The 18,059-nt window shown below is 70.5% G+C and carries 16 protein-coding genes; 12 read left to right on the forward strand and 4 right to left on the reverse strand.

The features are described from left to right. Positions 1–12: 12 nt before the first annotated feature. From JMJ55_RS10015 to JMJ55_RS10030, 4 genes are read right to left on the reverse strand one after another with little or no spacing between them, the layout of a single operon-like run. The gene (locus JMJ55_RS10015) at positions 13–1,308 is read right to left on the reverse strand and encodes a BCD family MFS transporter (protein WP_328702600.1); all 1,296 of its coding nucleotides are present in this window, start codon (positions 1,306–1,308) and stop codon (positions 13–15) included. Next, positions 1,305–2,192 (reverse strand): chlorophyll synthase ChlG, encoded by an 888-nt coding sequence (gene chlG / locus JMJ55_RS10020; RefSeq protein WP_202825389.1) that lies wholly within the window; start codon positions 2,190–2,192, stop codon positions 1,305–1,307. The genes JMJ55_RS10015 and chlG overlap by 4 nt, the downstream gene beginning before the upstream one ends. 4 nt (positions 2,193–2,196) lie before the next feature. Beyond that, the gene (gene ppsR, locus JMJ55_RS10025) at positions 2,197–3,603 is read right to left on the reverse strand and encodes a transcriptional regulator PpsR (RefSeq protein ID WP_202825390.1); all 1,407 of its coding nucleotides are present in this window, start codon (positions 3,601–3,603) and stop codon (positions 2,197–2,199) included. A gap of 15 nt (positions 3,604–3,618) precedes the next feature. Continuing rightward, a complete protein-coding gene (locus tag JMJ55_RS10030) occupies positions 3,619–4,521 on the reverse strand; it encodes a cobalamin B12-binding domain-containing protein (RefSeq protein ID WP_202825391.1) in 903 nt (300 codons plus the stop codon). A gap of 317 nt (positions 4,522–4,838) precedes the next feature. Between JMJ55_RS10030 and bchF the strand changes: the two genes are divergently transcribed. The 12 genes from bchF to acsF are packed head-to-tail and all read left to right on the forward strand — an operon-like array spanning position 4,839 to position 18,056. Beyond that, on the forward strand, positions 4,839–5,348 hold the full coding sequence (bchF, locus tag JMJ55_RS10035; RefSeq protein WP_236033550.1) for a 2-vinyl bacteriochlorophyllide hydratase: 510 nt from the start codon (positions 4,839–4,841) through the stop codon (positions 5,346–5,348). Further along, complete coding sequence (locus JMJ55_RS10040) at positions 5,345–6,622, forward strand: ferredoxin:protochlorophyllide reductase (ATP-dependent) subunit N (RefSeq protein ID WP_202825393.1); 1,278 nt, start codon at positions 5,345–5,347, stop codon at positions 6,620–6,622. The genes bchF and JMJ55_RS10040 overlap by 4 nt, the downstream gene beginning before the upstream one ends. A gap of 4 nt (positions 6,623–6,626) precedes the next feature. Beyond that, on the forward strand, positions 6,627–8,147 hold the full coding sequence (gene bchB / locus JMJ55_RS10045) for a ferredoxin:protochlorophyllide reductase (ATP-dependent) subunit B (RefSeq protein ID WP_202825394.1): 1,521 nt from the start codon (positions 6,627–6,629) through the stop codon (positions 8,145–8,147). Continuing rightward, positions 8,122–11,724, forward strand: coding sequence for a magnesium chelatase subunit H (locus JMJ55_RS10050; protein ID WP_202825395.1), 3,603 nt, complete (start codon positions 8,122–8,124; stop codon positions 11,722–11,724). The genes bchB and JMJ55_RS10050 overlap by 26 nt, the downstream gene beginning before the upstream one ends. After that, complete coding sequence (bchL, locus tag JMJ55_RS10055; RefSeq protein ID WP_202825396.1) at positions 11,721–12,635, forward strand: ferredoxin:protochlorophyllide reductase (ATP-dependent) iron-sulfur ATP-binding protein; 915 nt, start codon at positions 11,721–11,723, stop codon at positions 12,633–12,635. The genes JMJ55_RS10050 and bchL overlap by 4 nt, the downstream gene beginning before the upstream one ends. Beyond that, positions 12,635–13,330 (forward strand): magnesium protoporphyrin IX methyltransferase, encoded by a 696-nt coding sequence (bchM, locus tag JMJ55_RS10060; protein ID WP_202825397.1) that lies wholly within the window; start codon positions 12,635–12,637, stop codon positions 13,328–13,330. The genes bchL and bchM overlap by 1 nt, the downstream gene beginning before the upstream one ends. Then, positions 13,327–14,739, forward strand: a complete 1,413-nt coding sequence (locus tag JMJ55_RS10065) for a BCD family MFS transporter (RefSeq protein WP_202825398.1) — start codon at positions 13,327–13,329, stop codon at positions 14,737–14,739. Before bchM ends, JMJ55_RS10065 begins: the two co-directional genes overlap by 4 nt. Before the next feature lie 15 nt (positions 14,740–14,754). Further along, on the forward strand, positions 14,755–15,531 hold the full coding sequence (puhA, locus tag JMJ55_RS10070) for a photosynthetic reaction center subunit H (RefSeq protein ID WP_202825399.1): 777 nt from the start codon (positions 14,755–14,757) through the stop codon (positions 15,529–15,531). Positions 15,532–15,542: 11 nt separating this feature from the next. Continuing rightward, positions 15,543–16,196: a photosynthetic complex putative assembly protein PuhB gene (gene puhB, locus JMJ55_RS10075; protein ID WP_202825400.1), complete on the forward strand. Its 654-nt coding sequence runs from the start codon at positions 15,543–15,545 to the stop codon at positions 16,194–16,196. Positions 16,197–16,207: 11 nt separating this feature from the next. After that, positions 16,208–16,666: a photosynthetic complex assembly protein PuhC gene (gene puhC / locus JMJ55_RS10080; RefSeq protein ID WP_202825401.1), complete on the forward strand. Its 459-nt coding sequence runs from the start codon at positions 16,208–16,210 to the stop codon at positions 16,664–16,666. Further along, positions 16,663–16,974, forward strand: coding sequence for a hypothetical protein (locus JMJ55_RS10085; protein WP_202825402.1), 312 nt, complete (start codon positions 16,663–16,665; stop codon positions 16,972–16,974). The genes puhC and JMJ55_RS10085 overlap by 4 nt, the downstream gene beginning before the upstream one ends. Beyond that, positions 16,971–18,056, forward strand: coding sequence for a magnesium-protoporphyrin IX monomethyl ester (oxidative) cyclase (gene acsF, locus JMJ55_RS10090; RefSeq protein ID WP_202825403.1), 1,086 nt, complete (start codon positions 16,971–16,973; stop codon positions 18,054–18,056). Before JMJ55_RS10085 ends, acsF begins: the two co-directional genes overlap by 4 nt. The last annotated feature ends 3 nt before the right edge of the window (positions 18,057–18,059 follow it).

An 18,059-nucleotide genomic window follows, 5' to 3' on the forward strand; every position in this document is an offset into this window, starting at 1 on the left:
TCCTCCCCATTCTTATCCGTTGCGCGATGCGGCGAGCCCGCCGAGGCGAAGCCCCGGCGCCTCGGCACGGCCGATCCTCGCCGCCAGCACGCCCGATGCGAGGAACAGCACGCCCTCGGCGCAGAACACCGCGCCATAGGCTGCCGGCGCCGAGGCGATGAGGCTCCGCGCCAGGTCGCTCGCCCCCGCCCCCGCCAGCCCGCCGAGCCCGAAGGCGATGGCCTGCGCCGCACCCCAGAGACCCATGCGCATCCCCTCGCGCCCGCCGCGTCCCTGGCCGGCGAGCTGCATCATCGTGGCGATGGCCGCCGCCGCGAAGGCGCCATTGGCCACCCCGAGCGCCACATAGGACGCGCCGAGCGGCCAGTCCGGCCCCACCGCGCCGGCTCCGGCCAGCCCGAACAGCGCCACCGCCGAGGCAGCGCACCCTGCCACCGTCCAGCCCTTCAGCGAACCGAACCGCCCGCCGAGCAGCGCCACCAGGATCATCCCGCCGAAGACCCCGCCATGCTGTAGCGAGGCCAGCTTCGTCGTCTCCCCGAGCGTCAGCCCGAAGACGACGCCTCCGAAAGGCTCCAGGATCAGGTCCTGCGCGCTATAGGCCAGCATCGAGACGAAGACGAAGACGGTGAACTGCCGCGCCTGCCGCTCATCCCAGATCTCCGCCAGCGTTGCCCGGAACCCACCCCGCGGCGCCGTCGCCGGCCCTCCGCGCGGCCCGGCCGGCTCCATCCCCCACACCGCCAGCAGCGTCACCAGCATGGCGAGGCCCGAGACGACCGCCGCCACCGCCAGCAGCCGCGCCGGCGAGAAAGGATCGAGGAACCGCCCTGCCACCGCCGTCGTTACGATGAAGCCGAAGATCATCATCAGCCAGACGATGGTCGCCGCCGGCGCCCGCCGCGCCGGCGCCACCCTCGTAGCCAGCAGCGCCAGCAGCGACGTCCCCGCCGCGCCCACGCCCAGCCCGATCATCACGAAGGACACGGCCGCCACCACCAGCCCGGCCAGGCGCCACTCCGCCATCAGCCCCGTCGCCAGCGCCGCGCCAATGCCGCCCAGCGCCAGCACCCCGACGCCGCCGATGATCCATGGCGTCCGCCTGCCACCAGCATCCGACCCATACCCCATCGCCGGCCGCATCAGCTGCACCGCGTAATGCAGCGCGACGAGCAGACCGGGGATGGTCGCCGGCAGCCCCAACTCCACCACCATCACCCGGTTGATCGCCGAGGTCGTCAGCACGACGACCGCCCCCAGCGCCGTCTGCACCAGCCCAAGGCGGATGATGCCGAGCCAGCCGATCACGGCAGCACCGGCCGCAGCGCGAAGGCCGCGAACAGCATCCCGAGCACATAGAGCGTCGTGCCCGTCCCATTGTACCAGGGCGCCTTGCCCCGCGGATCGGCCAGCAGCTTCTGCATCAGCCAGAGCTGCACCGCGAGCAGCAGGCCGATGGCCCCCGCCTGCCAGGCGCTTCCCCAGCTCACCAGCAGCGCCACGACGACGACCTGCGGCACCGCCATCACCACGCAGGCCAGCTGCGCCGCCCGCTCCACGCCGAGCTTCACGGGCAGCGAGCCGACGCCCATGCGCGCATCGCCCTCGACCGACTTGAAGTCGTTCAAGGTCATGATCCCATGCGCGCCGATGCTGTAGAGCGCGGCGATGGCGAGCACCCGCCCATCCGGCGCCGCCGCCCCGAGCACCGCCGCCCCGGTGATCCAGGGCATCCCCTCGTAGCAGGCGCCGCAGGCCGCGTTGCCCCACCAGCCATTCGTCTTCAGCCGCAGCGGCGGCGCGCTATAGGCCCAGGCCAGCGCCAGCCCCAGCACCGTCGCGGCGAACCCCCAGACCCCGAGCACCGTGGCAACGGCCAGCGACACCAGTGTCCAGATGATGGCGATATAGAGCCCCCACCGCCCGGGGATGCGCCCCGAAGGGATCGGCCGCCCCGGCTCATTGATCGCATCGACATGCCGGTCGAACCAGTCGTTGATCGCCTGGCTCGTGCCGCAGACCAGCGGCCCGGTCAGCAGCAGCCCCGCCGCGATCACATGCCAGCGCCCCGCGCCCCCCACGCCCGACGACACCACGCCGCAGGAGAAGGCCCACATCGGCGCGAACCAGGTGATCGGCTTCAGCAGCTCAAGGCAGGCGGCGGGGTCGAGGCGGAGAGCGCGGTCACTCATGCTGTCACCCCATCTCGCCGGGCAGGTCGCCCAGCCCATAGCGCCGAAGCTTCACATAAAGACTCTGCCGGCTGAGCCCGAGCATCTCGGCGGCCGAGGCGCGGTTGTCGCCCGCCAATTCGAGCGCGGCTTCGATGCAGAGCCGCTCGATCACATCCGTCGCCTCGCGCACCAGGTCCTTCAGCGGCACCTGCCCGATCAACTCGCTGAGCTGCTCGACGGAGCGCGGCGCCCGCGCCCGCGCCGGCATGGTGACGCGCGTGCCGATATCGCGGATGGCGAAGCCGAAGCAGGGCCCCGTGCCGTTCATCACCGAGACGGCGGAGATCTCCACCTCCATCCTCGCGCCATACTCGCCGCGCAGCGTGGTGGCGAAAAGCCGCACCGGTCCGCGCTGGCGGAGATTGGCAGTCAGCACCTCCATCTCGACGCCGGGCTGGCCGAGCCAGCGCTCCAGGGGCTGGCCCACCGCCTGATCCTCGGCGCCGAGTTGCGCCATCTCGACGAAGGCCGCATTGGCGGTGACGATGCGTCCGTCCGGCTCGGTGACGACGAAGGCATCCGGCACGCTCTCGATCAGCCGCAGCATCTTCGACTTGGCGCGCGGCAGCACCACCGCCCCCGCCTCGCCCTGCCGATAGGTCAGCCGCACCAGGACGAGGCTGGCATTCTCCTGCCGGAAGGGCGTGGCGGAGACCAGCACCTCCCGCCCATCCTCCCGCAATACGGCCTGCATATCCTCGGCCCGTCCCGTCGCGCGCAACCCGGCCAGCATCACCTGGATCCGCTCCCGCATGGTGCCGGCGAAGAGGTCGGGGAAGACCCGCACCGCCCTTCGCCTGGCACGACCAAAGAGCTGGTCCGCCGCTCGGTTGGCCTCCAGCACGGCGAGCGTCGCGGCGTCGAGGACCAGCACCGGCTCCGTCCAGAGCTGGAACAGCATGCGGTAGCGGGTCTCGGCATGGCGCAGCCGCGCATAGTCGCGGTCGATCGATTGCTGAGCCTCGACCAGCCTTTGCTGCAGCGCCGAGAGCGGCCGCAGGTCCCGCCCGAAGGCCACGACGCGCCCGCCCTCGCCGGCCCGCGCGGTGGAGAAGAGGATCGGGACCGAGCCCTTGCCCGTGCCCTGGTTGACGTGCCGCCAGCGCGGCAGGCTGCGATCGGCCACATCCCGCAGCATGGCCTCCACCTTCGGCCGGCTGTCTTCCGCCACGGTGTCGGCCCAGCGCCGGCCGAGCCAGCCCTCCTCGCCCATTCCGGCGGCAAGCTCCTCGCTGCTGAAGGCGATGTCGCGGATCATGCCATGCTCATCGAGGATGAGGGCGATATCCGCCGCGGCGGTGATCAGGATCGCGGCGGCTTCCGCATCGAGATCGCCCAGCGATGTCTTCGGGGCCTTGAACGCCTTCACGGGCGAGGGATTCCTTCATGGCAAGGGGACGCGTCCTCCCTGGAAGTCGTGCCGGTCCTGCCCCGGCCGCCGGCCCAATACCTGCATCAGCCGCGCGGCCTGAACCGGCGCTGTCCTGGCATCGGCAGCCATCGCATCGGCGCCGACCAGCGGCGCCTGGCCGGGATGCCGGTCGAAGGCGGGTCCGCCCACCATCACCCCCATGCAGCGGTTGCGGGCGGATTGCCGCGCCTTGCGGATCGTCCGCGCCACCACATCCATGCGCTCCGCCGCGCCCGAGCTGAGGCCAAGGATGTCGACATGTTCCCGTCGCAGCAGGCCGGTGAGGTCGGCGATGCTGCGCACCGGCACGACCATCGCGTGCCAACCGGCGCGGCGGAAGAAATCCGCCACCATCTCCAGGCCGAAGACATGCTGCTCCCCGGGCACCGGCGCCAGCAGGATGCTCGGCGCCCCGGGCCGCAGCAGCGGTGCGCCCTGGAGCAGCCGCGGCAGCATCGCCTCGCGTAGGCGCCGCAGATGCAGCACGCCGAGCGTCACGGTCACGAAGTCGCAGACATCATCCGCCCACCAATGGCCGAGCAGACGCGCCACCGGCGCCAGCAGATCGAGGCAGAGATCCTCTGCGGATGTCCCGCTGCGGTGCAGCATCTCGACATAGGCAGTGGCGGAAATCGCGTCATGCCGCAGCAGCATCGCGCCCAGCACGTCGACTGGCCCGCTCTCCGCCAGGGCGAGAATCGGCGCGCGATCGGCATGGGCAAGGCGGAGCCTCGGAATGACCTCGGCCGCGAGCGCGTCGCCGAAGCGGGGGGAATGACCAGGGCGGCCGGCAGGCGGCAGGGGTGCCGGACCGCCTTCCGCCATTGCTTGAGCCAGGTTCCGGCTGGTGCCGGAGGGTCCTCCCATGGCGGCCATTGCATATCTCCCGCCCGGATTTATCGGTCCAGGCCTGGACCTGTGTCAATCTTACTTTACGTCAATCGTGCTTGACAGTCTTTGAAGCGCAGCCCTAGCCTTCCCTCACTGATCGTCACGCAACGGGAGGGCAGCCGGCCTAAGACGGAAAGCAACAAGCAGCGCGGCAGCCTGTCCTGGCCTGTATCGCAGCCCAAGCCATCCGTCTTCAGTCGGATCTGCAGCGGACCTTCTGGACAGAGGGTTGTCAAGAAATGCTTACATTCGGCGTCGTGACACGACTCATCGATTCCATCGATGCATGCCCCTGGGCCACGATGTCCGGCCGGCACGCCGCCCGCACCCGCCGTCAGCCGCTCTACACGGCCGAGGAACGCCGCCGCCGCGACGCCACCGGCTGGACCATGGTGCAGGGCATCCTCGCGCCTGTGCAGTTCGGCGTCTTCCTCGTCAGCCTCGCCCTCGTCCTGAACTACCTGGCGATCGGCGAGGGCTACCAGGCCGCCACCCTCTCCATCCTGGCGAAGACCGCGGTGCTCTACGCCATCATGGTCACCGGCTCGATCTGGGAGAAGGTCGTCTTCGGGCGCTACCTCTTCGCCCGCGCCTTCTTCTGGGAGGACGTGTTCAGCATGCTCGTCCTCGCGCTGCACACGGCCTATCTCTTGGCGCTCGCCGCCGGCATCGGCGACACGCACGACCTGATGCTGCTGGCGCTTGCGGCCTACGCCTCCTACGTCATCAACGCCGCGCAATTCCTCCTCAAGCTGCGCGCCGCCCGCCGCGACGAGGCGGCCTGGCCCGCCGCCATGGGTTTCTCCAAGTGAGCGCCGCCGCGCTCGCCCGCCCGCCCGCGCCCGGCTGCACCGAGGCGCCGGTGCTGCGGGAGCGTGGCCAGCGCGAGGTCTTCTGCGGCCTCACCGGCATCATCTGGCTGCACCGCAAGATCCAGGATGCCTTCTTCCTCGTCGTCGGCTCGCGCACCTGCGCCCATCTCATGCAATCCGCCGCCGGCGTCGTGATCTTCGCCGAGCCGCGCTTCGCCACCGCCATCATGGAGGAGCGCGACCTCGCCGGCATGACGGATGCGAACGAGGAGCTCGACCGCGTCGTCGCCCAGCTCCTCGCCCGCCGCCCCGATATCCGCCTGCTCTTTCTCGTCGGCTCCTGCCCCTCGGAGGTCATCAAGCTCGACCTCTCGCGCGCCGCGCAGCGGCTGAACGCGACGCATGCCCCCGGCGTCCGCGTGCTGAACTACTCCGGCAGCGGCATCGAGACGACCTTCACCCAGGGCGAGGATGCCTGCCTCGCCGCCCTCGTCCCCGAGATGCGCGCCGACCCGGCGCCCGGCCTCCTCGTCGTCGGCGCCCTTGCCGAAGTCGTCGAGGACCAGATGCGCCGCCAGTTCGAGGCGCTCGGCATCGGCCCCGTCGCCTTCCTGCCGCCCCGCCGCGCCGCCGACCTGCCCGGCGTGGGTCCCGGCACGCGCTTCCTCCTCGCCCAGCCCTTCCTCGCCGAGACGGCGCGGCTGCTGGAAGACCGCGGCGCCCGCCGCCTCGCCGCGCCCTTTCCGCTCGGCGCCGAGGGCACCACCGCCTGGCTCCGCGCCGCCGCCGAAGCCTGGGGCATCCCCGCCGCCCGCTTCCGCGAGGTGACCGCGGCCGGCGAGCAGCGCGCCCGCACCGCGATCGCCCGCCACCATGCGCTGCTCGCCGGCCGCCGTATCAGCTTTTTCCCCGACAGCCAGCTGGAGATCCCGCTCGCCCGCTTCCTGTCGCGCGAGCTGGACATGCAGCCGGTCGAGATCGGCACGCCCTACCTCCACCGCCCGCATCTGGCGGAGGAACTCGCCCTGCTGCCGGCCGATGCGATGCTGAGCGAGGGCGGCGATGTCGACCGCCAGCTCGACCGCTGCCGCGCCGCGCGGCCCGACCTCGTCGTCTGCGGCCTCGGCCTCGCCAATCCGCTGGAGGCGGAGGGCTTCACCACCAAGTGGTCCATCGAGCTCGTCTTCACCCCGATTCAGGGATACGACCAGGCCGGCGACCTCGCCGCGCTCTTCGCCCGGCCGCTCGACCGCCGCACGCGGCTGATGGTGTAGCGCCATGCAGCTCGCCGTCTGGACCTACGAAGGTCCTCCGCATATCGGCGCGATGCGCGTCGCCACGGCGATGCAGGGGCTGCACTACGTGCTGCACGCGCCGCAGGGCGACACCTATGCCGACCTGCTCTTCACCATGATCGAGCGGCGCGGCGCCCGCCCGCCCGTCACCTACACCACCTTCCAGGCGCGCGACCTCGGCGGCGACACGGCGGAGCTGTTCAAGACCGCCGCCCGCGAGGCCTTCGAGCGCTTCCGGCCCCAGGCGATGATCGTCGGCGCCTCCTGCACCGCGGAGCTGATCCAGGACGACCCGGGCGGCCTCGCCCGCGCCCTCGGCCTGCCCATCCCCGTCGTCGCGCTGGAGCTGCCGAGCTACCAGAAGAAGGAGAATTGGGGCGCCGCCGAGACCTTCTACCGCCTGGTCCGCAGCCTCTCCGCCCCGCCCGCGCCGCGCGCCGAAGGCCGCGCGCCGAGCTGCAACATCCTCGGCCCGACCGCCCTCGGCTTCCGCCACCGCGACGATCTGCGCGAGATCACCGATCTCCTCACCCGTTTGGGCATCGCCATTAACGTCACCGCCCCGCTTGGTGCGACGCCGGCCGACCTCGCCCGCCTCGGCGAGGCCGATTTCAACGTTGTCCTCTACCCCGAGATCGCCGGCCCCGCCGCCGCCTGGCTCGCCCGCGCCCATGCCCAGCCGGCGACGAAGACCATCCCCATCGGCCTCGGCGCCACGCGCGAGTTCATTGCCGAGGTCGCGGCGCTGGCCGGGCTCGACGCCGCCCCGATCCTCGCCGCCGAGACCGTGCGCTCCGCCTGGTACTCGCGCTCCGTCGACTCGAACTACCTGACCGGCAAGCGCGTCTTCGTCTTCGGCGATGCCACCCATGCGCTGGCCGCGGCCCGCATGGCGACCGAGGAGCTCGGCTTCACCCTGGTCGGCCTCGGCAGCTACGCCCGCGAGCAGGCCCGCGAGCTGCGCGAGGCGGCCAAGGCGCACGGCATCGAGGCGACCATCTCCGACGACTACCTCGCTGTCGAGGCCGCCATCCAGGCCGCCCAGCCCGAGCTGATTCTCGGCACCCAGATGGAGCGCCACACGGCCAAGCGCCTCGGCATCCCCTGCGCCGTCATCTCCGCACCCGTCCATGTGCAGGACTACCCGGCGCGCTACTCGCCGCAGATGGGCTTCGAGGGCGCCAACGTCCTGTTCGACACCTGGGTCCACCCGCTGATGATGGGCCTCGAGGAGCACCTCCTCGGCATGTTCCGCGAGGACTTCGAGTTCCATGGCGAGGCCGCCCCCTCCCATCTCGGCGCGGCCGCCGCCACGGCCACCGCCGCGCCGACGCCTCCGGCGACCCTCACCTGGGCCGCCGAGGCCGAGCGCGAACTCGGCAAGATCCCCTTCTTCGTCCGCGGCAAGGCCCGCAGGAACACGGAGCGCTACGCCACCGAACGCGGCATCGGCACAATCACCATCGAGGCGCTCTACGATGCCAAAGCCCATTTCAGCCGTTAGCGCCGTGCCGATCCGCGTGGTGGTCGTCACCATGGACAGCCATTTGTCCGGCGCGGTGATGCATGCGGTGACGGCGCTGCGGCGCGAGCTCCCTGGCCTGTCGCTGGTCGTCCACGCCGCCGACCAATGGGGCTCGGACGAGGTGGCGCTCGCCGCCTGCCATGCCGACATCGCCCGCGGCGACATCGTCGTCGCCTCGATGCTCTTCCTCGAGGACCATATCCGCGCCGTCCTCCCCGCGCTCGCCGCGCGGCGCGAGAGCTGCGACGCCATGCTCGGCCTTCTCTCCGCCGGCGAGGTGATGCGCCTCACCCGCATCGGCCGCTTCCGCATGGATGCCGAGGCGACGGGCGTGATGGGCATGCTCAAGCGCCTGCGCGGCAACCGCAAGCCCGGCGGCCAAAGCAGCGGCAAGGATCAGATGAAGATGCTGCGGCAGCTCCCGCGGCTGCTGCGCTTCGTCCCCGGCACCGCGCAGGACGTGCGCGCCTACTTCCTCGCCCTGCAATACTGGCTGGCCGGCTCGGAAGAGAACCTGGCGAACATGATTCGCCTGCTGGTCGGCCGCTACGCGACGGGGCCCCGCCAGCAGCCGCAAGGCCGCCTGCAGCCCGCCGCGCCGCCCATCGAATATCCTGAGGTCGGCCTCTTCCACCCCCGCGCCGCTGCCCGCATCACCGAGCATGCCGAGGACCTGCCCGCCGCGGGCAGCGCCGGCACCGTCGGCCTGCTGATCCTCCGCTCCTACGTCCTCGCCAACAACGCCGCCCATTATGCCGGCGTCATCGCAGCGCTCGAGGCGCGCGGCCTCCGCGTCATCCCCGCCTTCGCCAGCGGCCTCGATTCGCGCCCGGCCATCGAGCGCTACTTCCTGAAGGACGGCGTTGCCTGCATCGACGCGCTGGTCTCGCTCACCGGTTTCTCCCTGGTCGGCGGCCCCGCCTACAACGACGCCCACGCCGCCGAGGCGATCCTCGCCCAGCTCGACATCCCCTACATCGCCGCCCATCCGCTCGAATTCCAGACGATGGAGCAATGGCAGGCCGATGCCCGCGGCCTGCTGCCAGTCGAGGCGACGATGATGGTCGCGCTCCCCGAGCTCGACGGCGGCATCTGGCCAATGACCTTCGGCGGCCGCACCGGCACGGCGGATGGCGACACCGCGCATGAGATGGCCGCCCATCCCGAGCGCGCCGCCATGCTCGCCGCCCGCATCGCCCGCCTGGTCGAACTGCGCCGCGCCGAGCGGGCCGCCCGCCGCCTCGCCATCATCCTGTTCAACTTCCCGCCGAACAGCGGCGCCACCGGCACCGCCGCCTATCTCGGCGTCTTCGCCTCGCTCCACCACACGCTGGTCGGCCTGCGCGACGCCGGCTACACGCTCGACGTCCCGGCGACGGTGGACGAGCTCCGCCGCATGATCCTTGACGGCAACCGCGCCCGCTACGGCACCGACGCCAACGTGGCGCTGCGCGTGCCGACCGACGACATCCTCCGCCACGAGGCCTACCTGCCCGAGATCGAGGCGCAATGGGGCCCGGCGCCGGGCAAGCTGCAGACCGACGGCGCCGGCATCCTCGTGCTCGGCCTCCAGCTCGGCAACGTCTTCATCGGCATCCAGCCCGCCTTCGGCTATGAGGGCGACCCGATGCGCCTGCTCTTCGAGCACGGCTTCGCCCCGACCCACGCCTTCAGCACCTTCTACCGCTGGATCCGCGAGGATTTCGCTGCCCATGCCGTGCTGCATTTCGGCACCCATGGCGCACTGGAATTCATGCCCGGCAAGCAGGCCGGCATGTCGGGTGTGTGCTGGCCTGACCGGCTGATCGGCGACCTGCCCAACTTCTACTTCTACGCCAGCAACAATCCCTCCGAGGGCACCATCGCCAAGCGCCGCGCCGGCGCCGCGCTGATCAGCTACCTCAGCCCGCCCGTCGCCCATGCCGGCCTCTATCGCGGCCTGCTCGACCTCAAGGCCTCGATCGACCGCTGGCGCGCGCTTGAGCCGGGCAGCGACCCGGAGCAGCAGGCGAGCCTCGCCACGCTGATCCAGGCCCAGGCCGCCGCCGTCGACCTCACCGCCGCCGAGCCCGCCTGGGGCGATGCGGACGGCCGCATCCTCGCCCTCGGCCGCGAGCTGCTGGCGCTGGAGGAGACGCTGATCCCCTACGGCCTGCACGTCATCGGCGAGCCGCCCAACGCCACCGACCGTGCCGCCATGCTCGACGCCGCCGGCGTGACGGAGCCCGAGCGCCGCGCCGCGCTCGACGCGCTGCTGGCGGAGGACCACGAGATCCCGGCGCTGATTCACGCGCTCGATGCCGGCTACCTCCACCCCGCCCCGGGCGGCGACCTGCTGCGCACGACCGAGGTTCTGCCGACCGGCCGCAACCTGCACGGCTTCGACCCCTTCCGCATCCCGAGCGCCTTCGCCGTGCAGGACGGCGCCCGCCAGGCCGACCGCCTCCTCGCCCGCCACGCGGCGGACGGCAACACCATGCCGGAGACAGTCGCCCTCGTCCTCTGGGGCACCGACAACCTGAAGACCGAGGGCGGCCCCATCGCCCAGGCCCTCTGGCTGATGGGCGCCGCGCCGCGCTTCGACAGCTACGGCCGCCTCTGCGGCGCCCAGCTCCTGCCGCTCGAGACGCTCGGCCGCCCGCGTATCGACGTCGTCGTCACCCTCTCCGGCATCTTCCGCGACCTGCTGCCCCTGCAGACCCGCCTGCTGGCCGAGGCCGCGCTCCTCGCCGCCGAGGCCGAGGAGGCCCCGTCGCGCAACTTCATCCGCAAGCACGCGCTCGCCTTCCAGGCCGCGCATGGCGGTTCGATGGCGGAGGCCGCGCTCCGCGTCTTCGGCAATGCCGACGGGGCCTATGGCGCCAATGTCAACCAGCTCGTCGGCAACGGCGCCTGGACCGATGAGGACGAGCTGGCCGACGCCTATGAGCGGCGCAAGGGCTTCGCCTATGGCGTCAGCGGCAAGCCGGTGCGCCATGCCGCCGTCCTCGCCCATGTCCTCGCCAGCGTCGAGGTCACTTACCAGAACCTCGATTCCGTCGAGCTCGGCGTCACCACCGTCGACCACTACTTCGACACGCTCGGCGGCATCAGCCGCGCGGTGAAGCGGGCCCGCGGCACCAGCGCCTCGATCTATATCGGCGACCAGACGCGCGGCGACGGCGCCGTCCGCACCCTGTCCGAGCAGGTCGCGCTCGAGACCCGGACCCGCGCCCTCAACCCGAAATGGTACGAGGCGCTGCTCTCCCATGGCTATGAGGGCGTCCGCCAGATCGAGGCGCAGGTGACGAACACCCTCGGCTGGTCGGCGACGACCGGCGAGGTGGACCCCTGGGTCTACCAGCAGCTCACCGAGACCTTCGTGCTCGACGCCGCCATGCGCGAACGCCTGGCGACATTGAACCCGACCGCCTCGGCGAAGATCGCCAACCGCCTGCTGGAAGCGCATGAGCGCCGGTACTGGTCGCCCGACCAGGGCGTGCTCGACGCGCTGCGCCAAGCGGGGGAGGAGCTGGAGGACCGGCTCGAAGGCATCACCGTGGAGATGGCCGCATGAGAATCGAGACGCCGCATGCCGCCCTCCACCGCCGCCCCGTGCCCGCCCGGACGGACGGGGATGGCAGCGTGCAGGTCCACCTGGACCCGGGCATGACCATCGGCAGCGCCAAGGTCTTCTCCGTCTATGGCAAGGGCGGCATCGGCAAGAGCACCACCAGCTCCAACCTCTCGGTCGCCTTCAGCAAGCTCGGCAAGCGGGTGCTGCAGATCGGCTGCGACCCGAAGCACGACAGCACCTTCACCCTGACCAAGAGCCTGATCCCGACGGTGATCGACGTGCTGGAGACCGTCGACTTCCATTCGGAGGAGCTCCGCCCCGAGGATTTCGTCTTCGAGGGCTATAACGGCGTGATGTGCGTCGAGGCCGGCGGCCCGCCCGCCGGCACCGGCTGCGGCGGCTATGTCGTCGGACAGACGGTGAAGCTGCTGAAGGAGCACCACCTGCTGGAAGACACCGATGTGGTGATCTTCGACGTGCTGGGCGACGTGGTCTGCGGCGGCTTCGCGGCCCCCCTGCAGCACGCGGACCGCGGCATCATCGTCGCGGCCAACGACTTCGACAGCATCTTTGCGATGAACCGCATCGTCGCCGCCATCAAGGCCAAGTCGAAGAACTACGATGTCCGTCTCGGTGGCGTCATCGTCAATCGCAGCGCGGCGACGGACCAGATCGACAAGTTCAACGCCGTGACGGGGATGCAGACGCTGGCCCATTTCCCCGACCTCGACGTCATCCGCCGCTCCCGCCTCAAGAAGTCCACCCTCTTCGAGATGGACCCGACGCCGGAGCTGGTCGCGGTGCAGGAGGAATACCTCCGCCTCGCCACCAACCTCTGGGCCGGGACCGAGGCCTTGCAGGCCTCGCCGATGAAAGACCGCGACATCTTCGACCTGCTGGGATTCGACTGATGCCGAGCAGCACCTACACCGCCCGCCGCGGCGAGCTCGAGACCTATTTCGACCGCACCGCGGCCGAGGCCTGGGCGCGCCTCACCTCCACCGCCCCGGTCGGCCGCGTCCGCGCCACCGTCCGCGCCGGCCGCGACTCCATGCGCAATACGCTGCTCTCCTACCTGCCGGACGACCTCACCGGCCGTCGCCTACTCGATGCCGGCTGCGGCACCGGCGCGCTCGCCGTCGAGGCCGCCCGCCGCGGCGCCCATGTCACCGCCATCGACCTCTCGCCGACCCTCGTCGGACTCGCCGCCGAGCGCGCCGCCGGCAACACCGGCGCCGGCCATGTCGACTTCCGCACCGGCGACATGCAGGACCCCGCCCTCGGCGAGTTCGACCACGTCGTCGCCATGGACAGCCTGATCCACTACAAGGCGTCCGATGTCGTCGCGGTGCTCGCCGGCCTCGCCGCCCGCACCCACCATTCGATGCTGATTACCTTCGCCCCGCGCACCCCGTTGCTGGCGGCGATGCATGCCGTAGGCCAGTTCTTCCCACGCGGCGACCGCTCGCCCGCCATCGAGCCGGTCGCGGAGCGCCGCCTCGCGCATCTCGTCGCCGCCGGTCTCCCCGGCTGGCAGCCCGTCCGCAGCCAGCGCATCACCGCCGGCTTCTACATCTCCCAAGCTCTGGAGGTGCGCCGCAGATGAGCCGCATCGCCCGGGCCTGGACGAAAATCGGCCCCGAATTCCTCCCCTTCGCCGACGCCGCCTCGACCGAACTCCCCCTTGGCCGCCTGCTGCGCCTCTCGCTTTTCCAGATCTCGGTCGGCATGGGCTCCGTGCTGCTGATCGGCACGCTGAACCGGGTGATGATCGTCGAGCTCGGCGTCTCCGCCTGGCTGGTGGCGACGATGGTCTCGCTGCCGCTGCTCTTCGCTCCCTTCCGCGCGCTCGTCGGCCACCGCTCCGACAACCACCGCTCCGCGCTCGGCTGGCGCCGCGTCCCCTACATCTGGATGGGCACGCTGCTGCAATTCGGCGGCCTGGCGATCATGCCCTTCGCGCTGATCCTGCTCTCCGGCGACAGCAATGCACCGCCCATTGTCGCCCATATCGGCGCGGCAATGGCCTTCCTCCTCGTCGGCGCCGGCCTGCACACCACGCAGACCGTCGGCCTCGCGCTCGCCACCGACCTCGCCCCGCCCGAATCCCAGCCGCGCGTCGTCGCCCTGCTCTCGCTGATGCTGCTCCTCGGCATGATGGTGAGCGCCCTCGGCTTCGGCGCGCTGCTGCAGCATTTCAGCCAGATCCGGCTGATCCAGGTCATCCAGGGCGCTGCCATGCTGACGATGGTGCTGAACTGCATCGCCCTCTGGAAGCAGGAACCGCGCGACCCTGGCCGCACCCGCGCCAATCGCCCGCAGCCGGGCTTCCTCGACTCCTGGCGGCGACTGCGCGGCGAAGGCCGCTGGACGCGCCGCCTTGCCGCCATCGGCCTCGGTTCCGCTGCCTTCAGCATGCAGGACATCCTGCTCGAGCCCTATGGAGGCCAGATCCTCGGCCTTTCCGTCGCCGCGACGACGACGCTGACCGCGCTCTTCGCGGGCGGCGGCATCGCCGGCTTCGCCATGGCAGCGCGCGGCCTCGGCCGTGGCGCGGACCCGCACCGCATCGCCGGCTTCGGCGCACTCGTCGGCGCCACGGGATTCGCCGGCGTTATCTTCGCCGCGCCCCTCGACAGCGCCGTCGCCTTCGGCCTCGGCACGGTGGCGATCGGCCTCGGCAGCGGCCTCTTCACCGTCGGCACGCTGACGGCCTGCATGGACCTCGCCCGCAGCGGCCAGGCCGGCCTCGCGCTCGGCGCCTGGGGCGCGGTGCAGGCGAGCTGCGCGGGCGGCGCCGTCGCCGCCGGTGGCGTGCTGCGCGACATCGTCTCCGACTTTGCGATGCAGGGCGGCCTCGGCTCCACCCTCACCGGCGCCGCGACCGGCTACGGCGCCGTCTATCTGTTCGAGATTGTCCTGCTCTTCGTCACCATCGCCGTGATCGGTCCGCTCGTCAGCGTCGCCCGGCCGCGGCCCACACCCTCGCTCGGCCTCGCCGGGTCGCCCAGCTAGCGGAGGAACGCCGTCATGCAAACCGGTGCCATCACCAGCTATGTCGATGTCGCGCAGGTCGCGCTCTATGCCTTCTGGCTCTTCTTCGCCGGCCTCATCTGGTATCTCCGCCAGGAGGACAAGCGGGAGGGTTACCCGCTCGAGAATGACCGCTCCGACCGCGTGCTGGTGCAGGGCCTGCCGCCCATCCCACGTCCGAAGAGCCTGAAGCTCGCCCATGAAGGGAGCATCATCCCGCACCGGGAGGAGCGTAATCTCGACGGCCTCCTGATCCCGGCCGCTTCCTGGCCCGGCGCGCCGATGCAGCCGCTCGGCGACCCGATGCAGGACGGCGTCGGCCCCGCCTCCTATGCACTGCGCGCCGATGTGCCGGACGTCACCTTCGACGAGCAGCTGCCGAAGATCGTCCCGCTCCGCGCTGCCGGGGGCTACTACCTCGCCGCACAGGATCCTGACCCGCGCGGCTACCAGGTCGTCACCGCCGATGGCCGCATCGCTGGCACGGTCGTCGATTGCTGGGTGGATCGCTCCGAGACGGTGGTGCGCTATCTCGAGGCCGAAGCCGAAGGCGCCTCCGGCATGCGCCGGATCGTCTTTCCCATGGCGCTGTCCCGGATCGATCCAGGGCGCCGCATCGTCAAGGTCGCCTCCGTCCTCTCCTACCAGTTCGTGGGAGCACCGATGCTGAAGGACGCCGACACGATCACCCTGCGCGAGGAGGACCGAATTTGCGGCTACTTTGCCGGCGGTCATCTCTATGCAACGCCACAACGCCTTGGCCCGCTGGTCTGAAGGAGGCGGCAATGGTGCAGGAACACGAGCTGGAGCCGGTCTGGGGCCTGCCCGAACGTCCCCCTGCCGGTGAGGTGATCCTCTGGCAGGGTGCGCCGGACTGGCGGGTCCATCTGCGGCGTGGCCTCCATCTGCGCGGCTTCGCTCTCTATTTCGGGGCGCTGCTCGGGGCGCGCTGCATCGCCTCGCTGGCAGCGGGCGCAAGCCTGCCTGTCGCGCTGCGCGATGCCGCTTGGTTCCTGCCCTTCGTCGCAGCGGTGCTGGCGCTGATCCTGCTGCTCGCTGTCCTGGTCGCGCGCACCAGCGCCTATACCATCACCAGCCGGCGCATCGTCTTCCGGATCGGCATCGCGTTGTCGATGACGGTGAACATTCCTTTCACCGCCATCGAAGGTGCCGCGCTGCGACGCCATGCCGATGGCAGCGGCGACATCACGCTGGCAATCTCACTGCAGCAGCGCATTTCCTACATCTTCTTCTGGCCGCATGTGCGCCCATGGCGCTACGCTCGTCCCGAGCCTGCGCTGCGTGCGATCCCGAATGTGGATGCGGTGGCGCAGACCCTGTCGCGGGCCCTGGCTGCGGCGGCCGCGGTGCCGGTGCAGCCGGTTGCGGTCACCGCACCCGCCGGGGCCGCAAGCGGCCCGCAGACGGCCGCGGCCTGAGGGAGGAAGGGATGAGCAGCCATTCCCACAACATGCCGGTACCGCGTGGTCCGTTGATCGGTGCCGGGGCCTTGCTCCTTGCCGTTCTGCTCGGCACCGGTCTCGGGCGGATCGCCGGGGCTGGCACCACGGCGCCGCAGGACGATGCGCCGATGCTCGCCCGCAGCCTCGGCTTCGAGGATCGTATCGACGGCGCCATTCTCGTGCGCGACGCCGAGGCCGACCGCGACATCGCCGTGCTGGAGCCCGGGACCAACGGCTTCGTCCGCGGCGCACTGCGCGCCCTGGTGCGTGAACGCCGGCGAGAGGATGTGGGCGGCCGTGCGCCCTTCCGCCTGGCCGCCTGGCCGGATGGAAGGCTGACGCTGGAGGATCCAATGACCGGCAGCCGCATCGGCCTCGAAGCCTTCGGCCCGACCAACATGGAATCCTTCGCCCGGCTGCTGACCGCAGGGAGGGCTTTGCCATGAACCCCGGCCTGCTCTCCCGCCTGACTGGCGGCCGCCGCTTCGAGGTACCCTGCACCGTCGAAATCGAGCAGACCTTCGACAGCCTGCATGCCCATGCCATCCCGGAAGGCGTGCAGCTGCGCCCCGGTGACCGCGTGCTCGTCCACAACCTGCCTGGTCATATTGCCCATGGCGAGGCGATGCGCTTCGAGACCCAGGCCACTGTCATCCGCGCCGGCTGGCTGGAACGCGCCTGGACCGAGGCTTCGGCCATCCTGGAACTGACGGAACTCTATCATTGCGGCTTCGAGCCCAAGGAAGCGCCATGAACGCGATCACGCCTGTCGGCAACCCGACCCCGCGCCGCCCGCTCAATGATGCGACGCGCCTCGCCACCACGGAGGCGGTGCTCAGCCCGCGCTTCTACACCACCGATTTCGATGCCATGGACCGCATCGATGTCGACAGCCTGCGCGCCGAATGGGACGCGCTGATGGCTGAATTCCACGCCGACCCCAACAAGGGGCATTTCGTCCGCACCGAGGCATTCGACGAGTTCAAGCTCGATGCCCTGCCGGAGCCCTTGCAAAAGGAGCTTGTCGAGTTCCTCGTCAGCTCCGTCACCGCCGAATTCTCCGGCTGCGTCCTCTATGCCGAGATCCGCAAGCGGGTGAAGAACCCGGACATGAAAGATCTGTTCGGCGTGATGAGCCGGGACGAGGCGCGCCATGCCGGCTTCATCAACGATGCGCTAAAGGATATCGGCATCGGCGTCGATCTGGGTTTTCTCACCAAGGCGAAGAAATACCACTACTTCCAGCCGAAATTCATCTTCTACGCCACCTACCTGTCGGAGAAGATCGGCTACGCCCGCTACATCACCATCTTCCGCCAGTTCGAGCGGCATCCGGAGCTGCGCTTCCACCCGATCTTCCTGTGGTTCGAGAAGTGGTGCAACGACGAGTTCCGCCACGGCGAGGCCTTCGCCCTGCTGATGCGCGCCAACCCCAAGCTGCTCGAAGGCCGCAACAAGCTTTGGGTGAAGTTCTTCCAGCTTGCCGTCTATGCGACGATGTATGTGCGCGACCATGCCCGGCCGGAATTTCACAAGGCCCTTGGCATGACGCCAACCGGCTACGACCACGAGGTCTTCCGCACCTGCACCGCGATCTGCAAGCAGGTCTTTCCGGTCACGCTCGACACCGACCACCCGGCGATGCGTCGCGGCCTTGACCGGCTGTTTCGCATCACCCAGCGCCAGGCGGCCGCCAAGGCCCGCGGCGGCCTTGCCGGCAAGCTGCAGCGCGCCGGCCTTGGTGCCGCGGCGGCCGCAACCTTCGCGCGGCTCTACCTCCTCCCGGGCAAGCATGCGGCGCTGCCGGCGCAGATCCGCATGGCGCCGGCCTGGTAGCGC

It is taken from the genome of Belnapia mucosa (assembly GCF_016775475.1).
Taxonomy (GTDB): Bacteria; Pseudomonadota; Alphaproteobacteria; order Acetobacterales; family Acetobacteraceae; genus Belnapia; species Belnapia mucosa.

What these genes read in the sequence shown, in the direction of transcription:
- bchB (WP_202825394.1), top strand. Translation starts at nt 6,627, where the DNA reads ATGCAGCTCGCCGTCTGGACCTACGAAGGTCCTCCGCATATCGGCGCG.
- puhA (WP_202825399.1), top strand. Translation starts at nt 14,755, where the DNA reads ATGCAAACCGGTGCCATCACCAGCTATGTCGATGTCGCGCAGGTCGCG.
- bchF (WP_236033550.1), top strand. Translation starts at nt 4,839, where the DNA reads ATGTCCGGCCGGCACGCCGCCCGCACCCGCCGTCAGCCGCTCTACACG.
- bchM (WP_202825397.1), top strand. Translation starts at nt 12,635, where the DNA reads ATGCCGAGCAGCACCTACACCGCCCGCCGCGGCGAGCTCGAGACCTAT.
- puhC (WP_202825401.1), top strand. Translation starts at nt 16,208, where the DNA reads ATGAGCAGCCATTCCCACAACATGCCGGTACCGCGTGGTCCGTTGATC.
- chlG (WP_202825389.1), bottom strand. Translation starts at nt 2,192, where the DNA reads ATGAGTGACCGCGCTCTCCGCCTCGACCCCGCCGCCTGCCTTGAGCTG.
- puhB (WP_202825400.1), top strand. Translation starts at nt 15,543, where the DNA reads ATGGTGCAGGAACACGAGCTGGAGCCGGTCTGGGGCCTGCCCGAACGT.
- JMJ55_RS10030 (WP_202825391.1), bottom strand. Translation starts at nt 4,521, where the DNA reads ATGGCCGCCATGGGAGGACCCTCCGGCACCAGCCGGAACCTGGCTCAA.
- acsF (WP_202825403.1), top strand. Translation starts at nt 16,971, where the DNA reads ATGAACGCGATCACGCCTGTCGGCAACCCGACCCCGCGCCGCCCGCTC.
- JMJ55_RS10085 (WP_202825402.1), top strand. Translation starts at nt 16,663, where the DNA reads ATGAACCCCGGCCTGCTCTCCCGCCTGACTGGCGGCCGCCGCTTCGAG.
- JMJ55_RS10065 (WP_202825398.1), top strand. Translation starts at nt 13,327, where the DNA reads ATGAGCCGCATCGCCCGGGCCTGGACGAAAATCGGCCCCGAATTCCTC.
- bchL (WP_202825396.1), top strand. Translation starts at nt 11,721, where the DNA reads ATGAGAATCGAGACGCCGCATGCCGCCCTCCACCGCCGCCCCGTGCCC.
- JMJ55_RS10050 (WP_202825395.1), top strand. Translation starts at nt 8,122, where the DNA reads ATGCCAAAGCCCATTTCAGCCGTTAGCGCCGTGCCGATCCGCGTGGTG.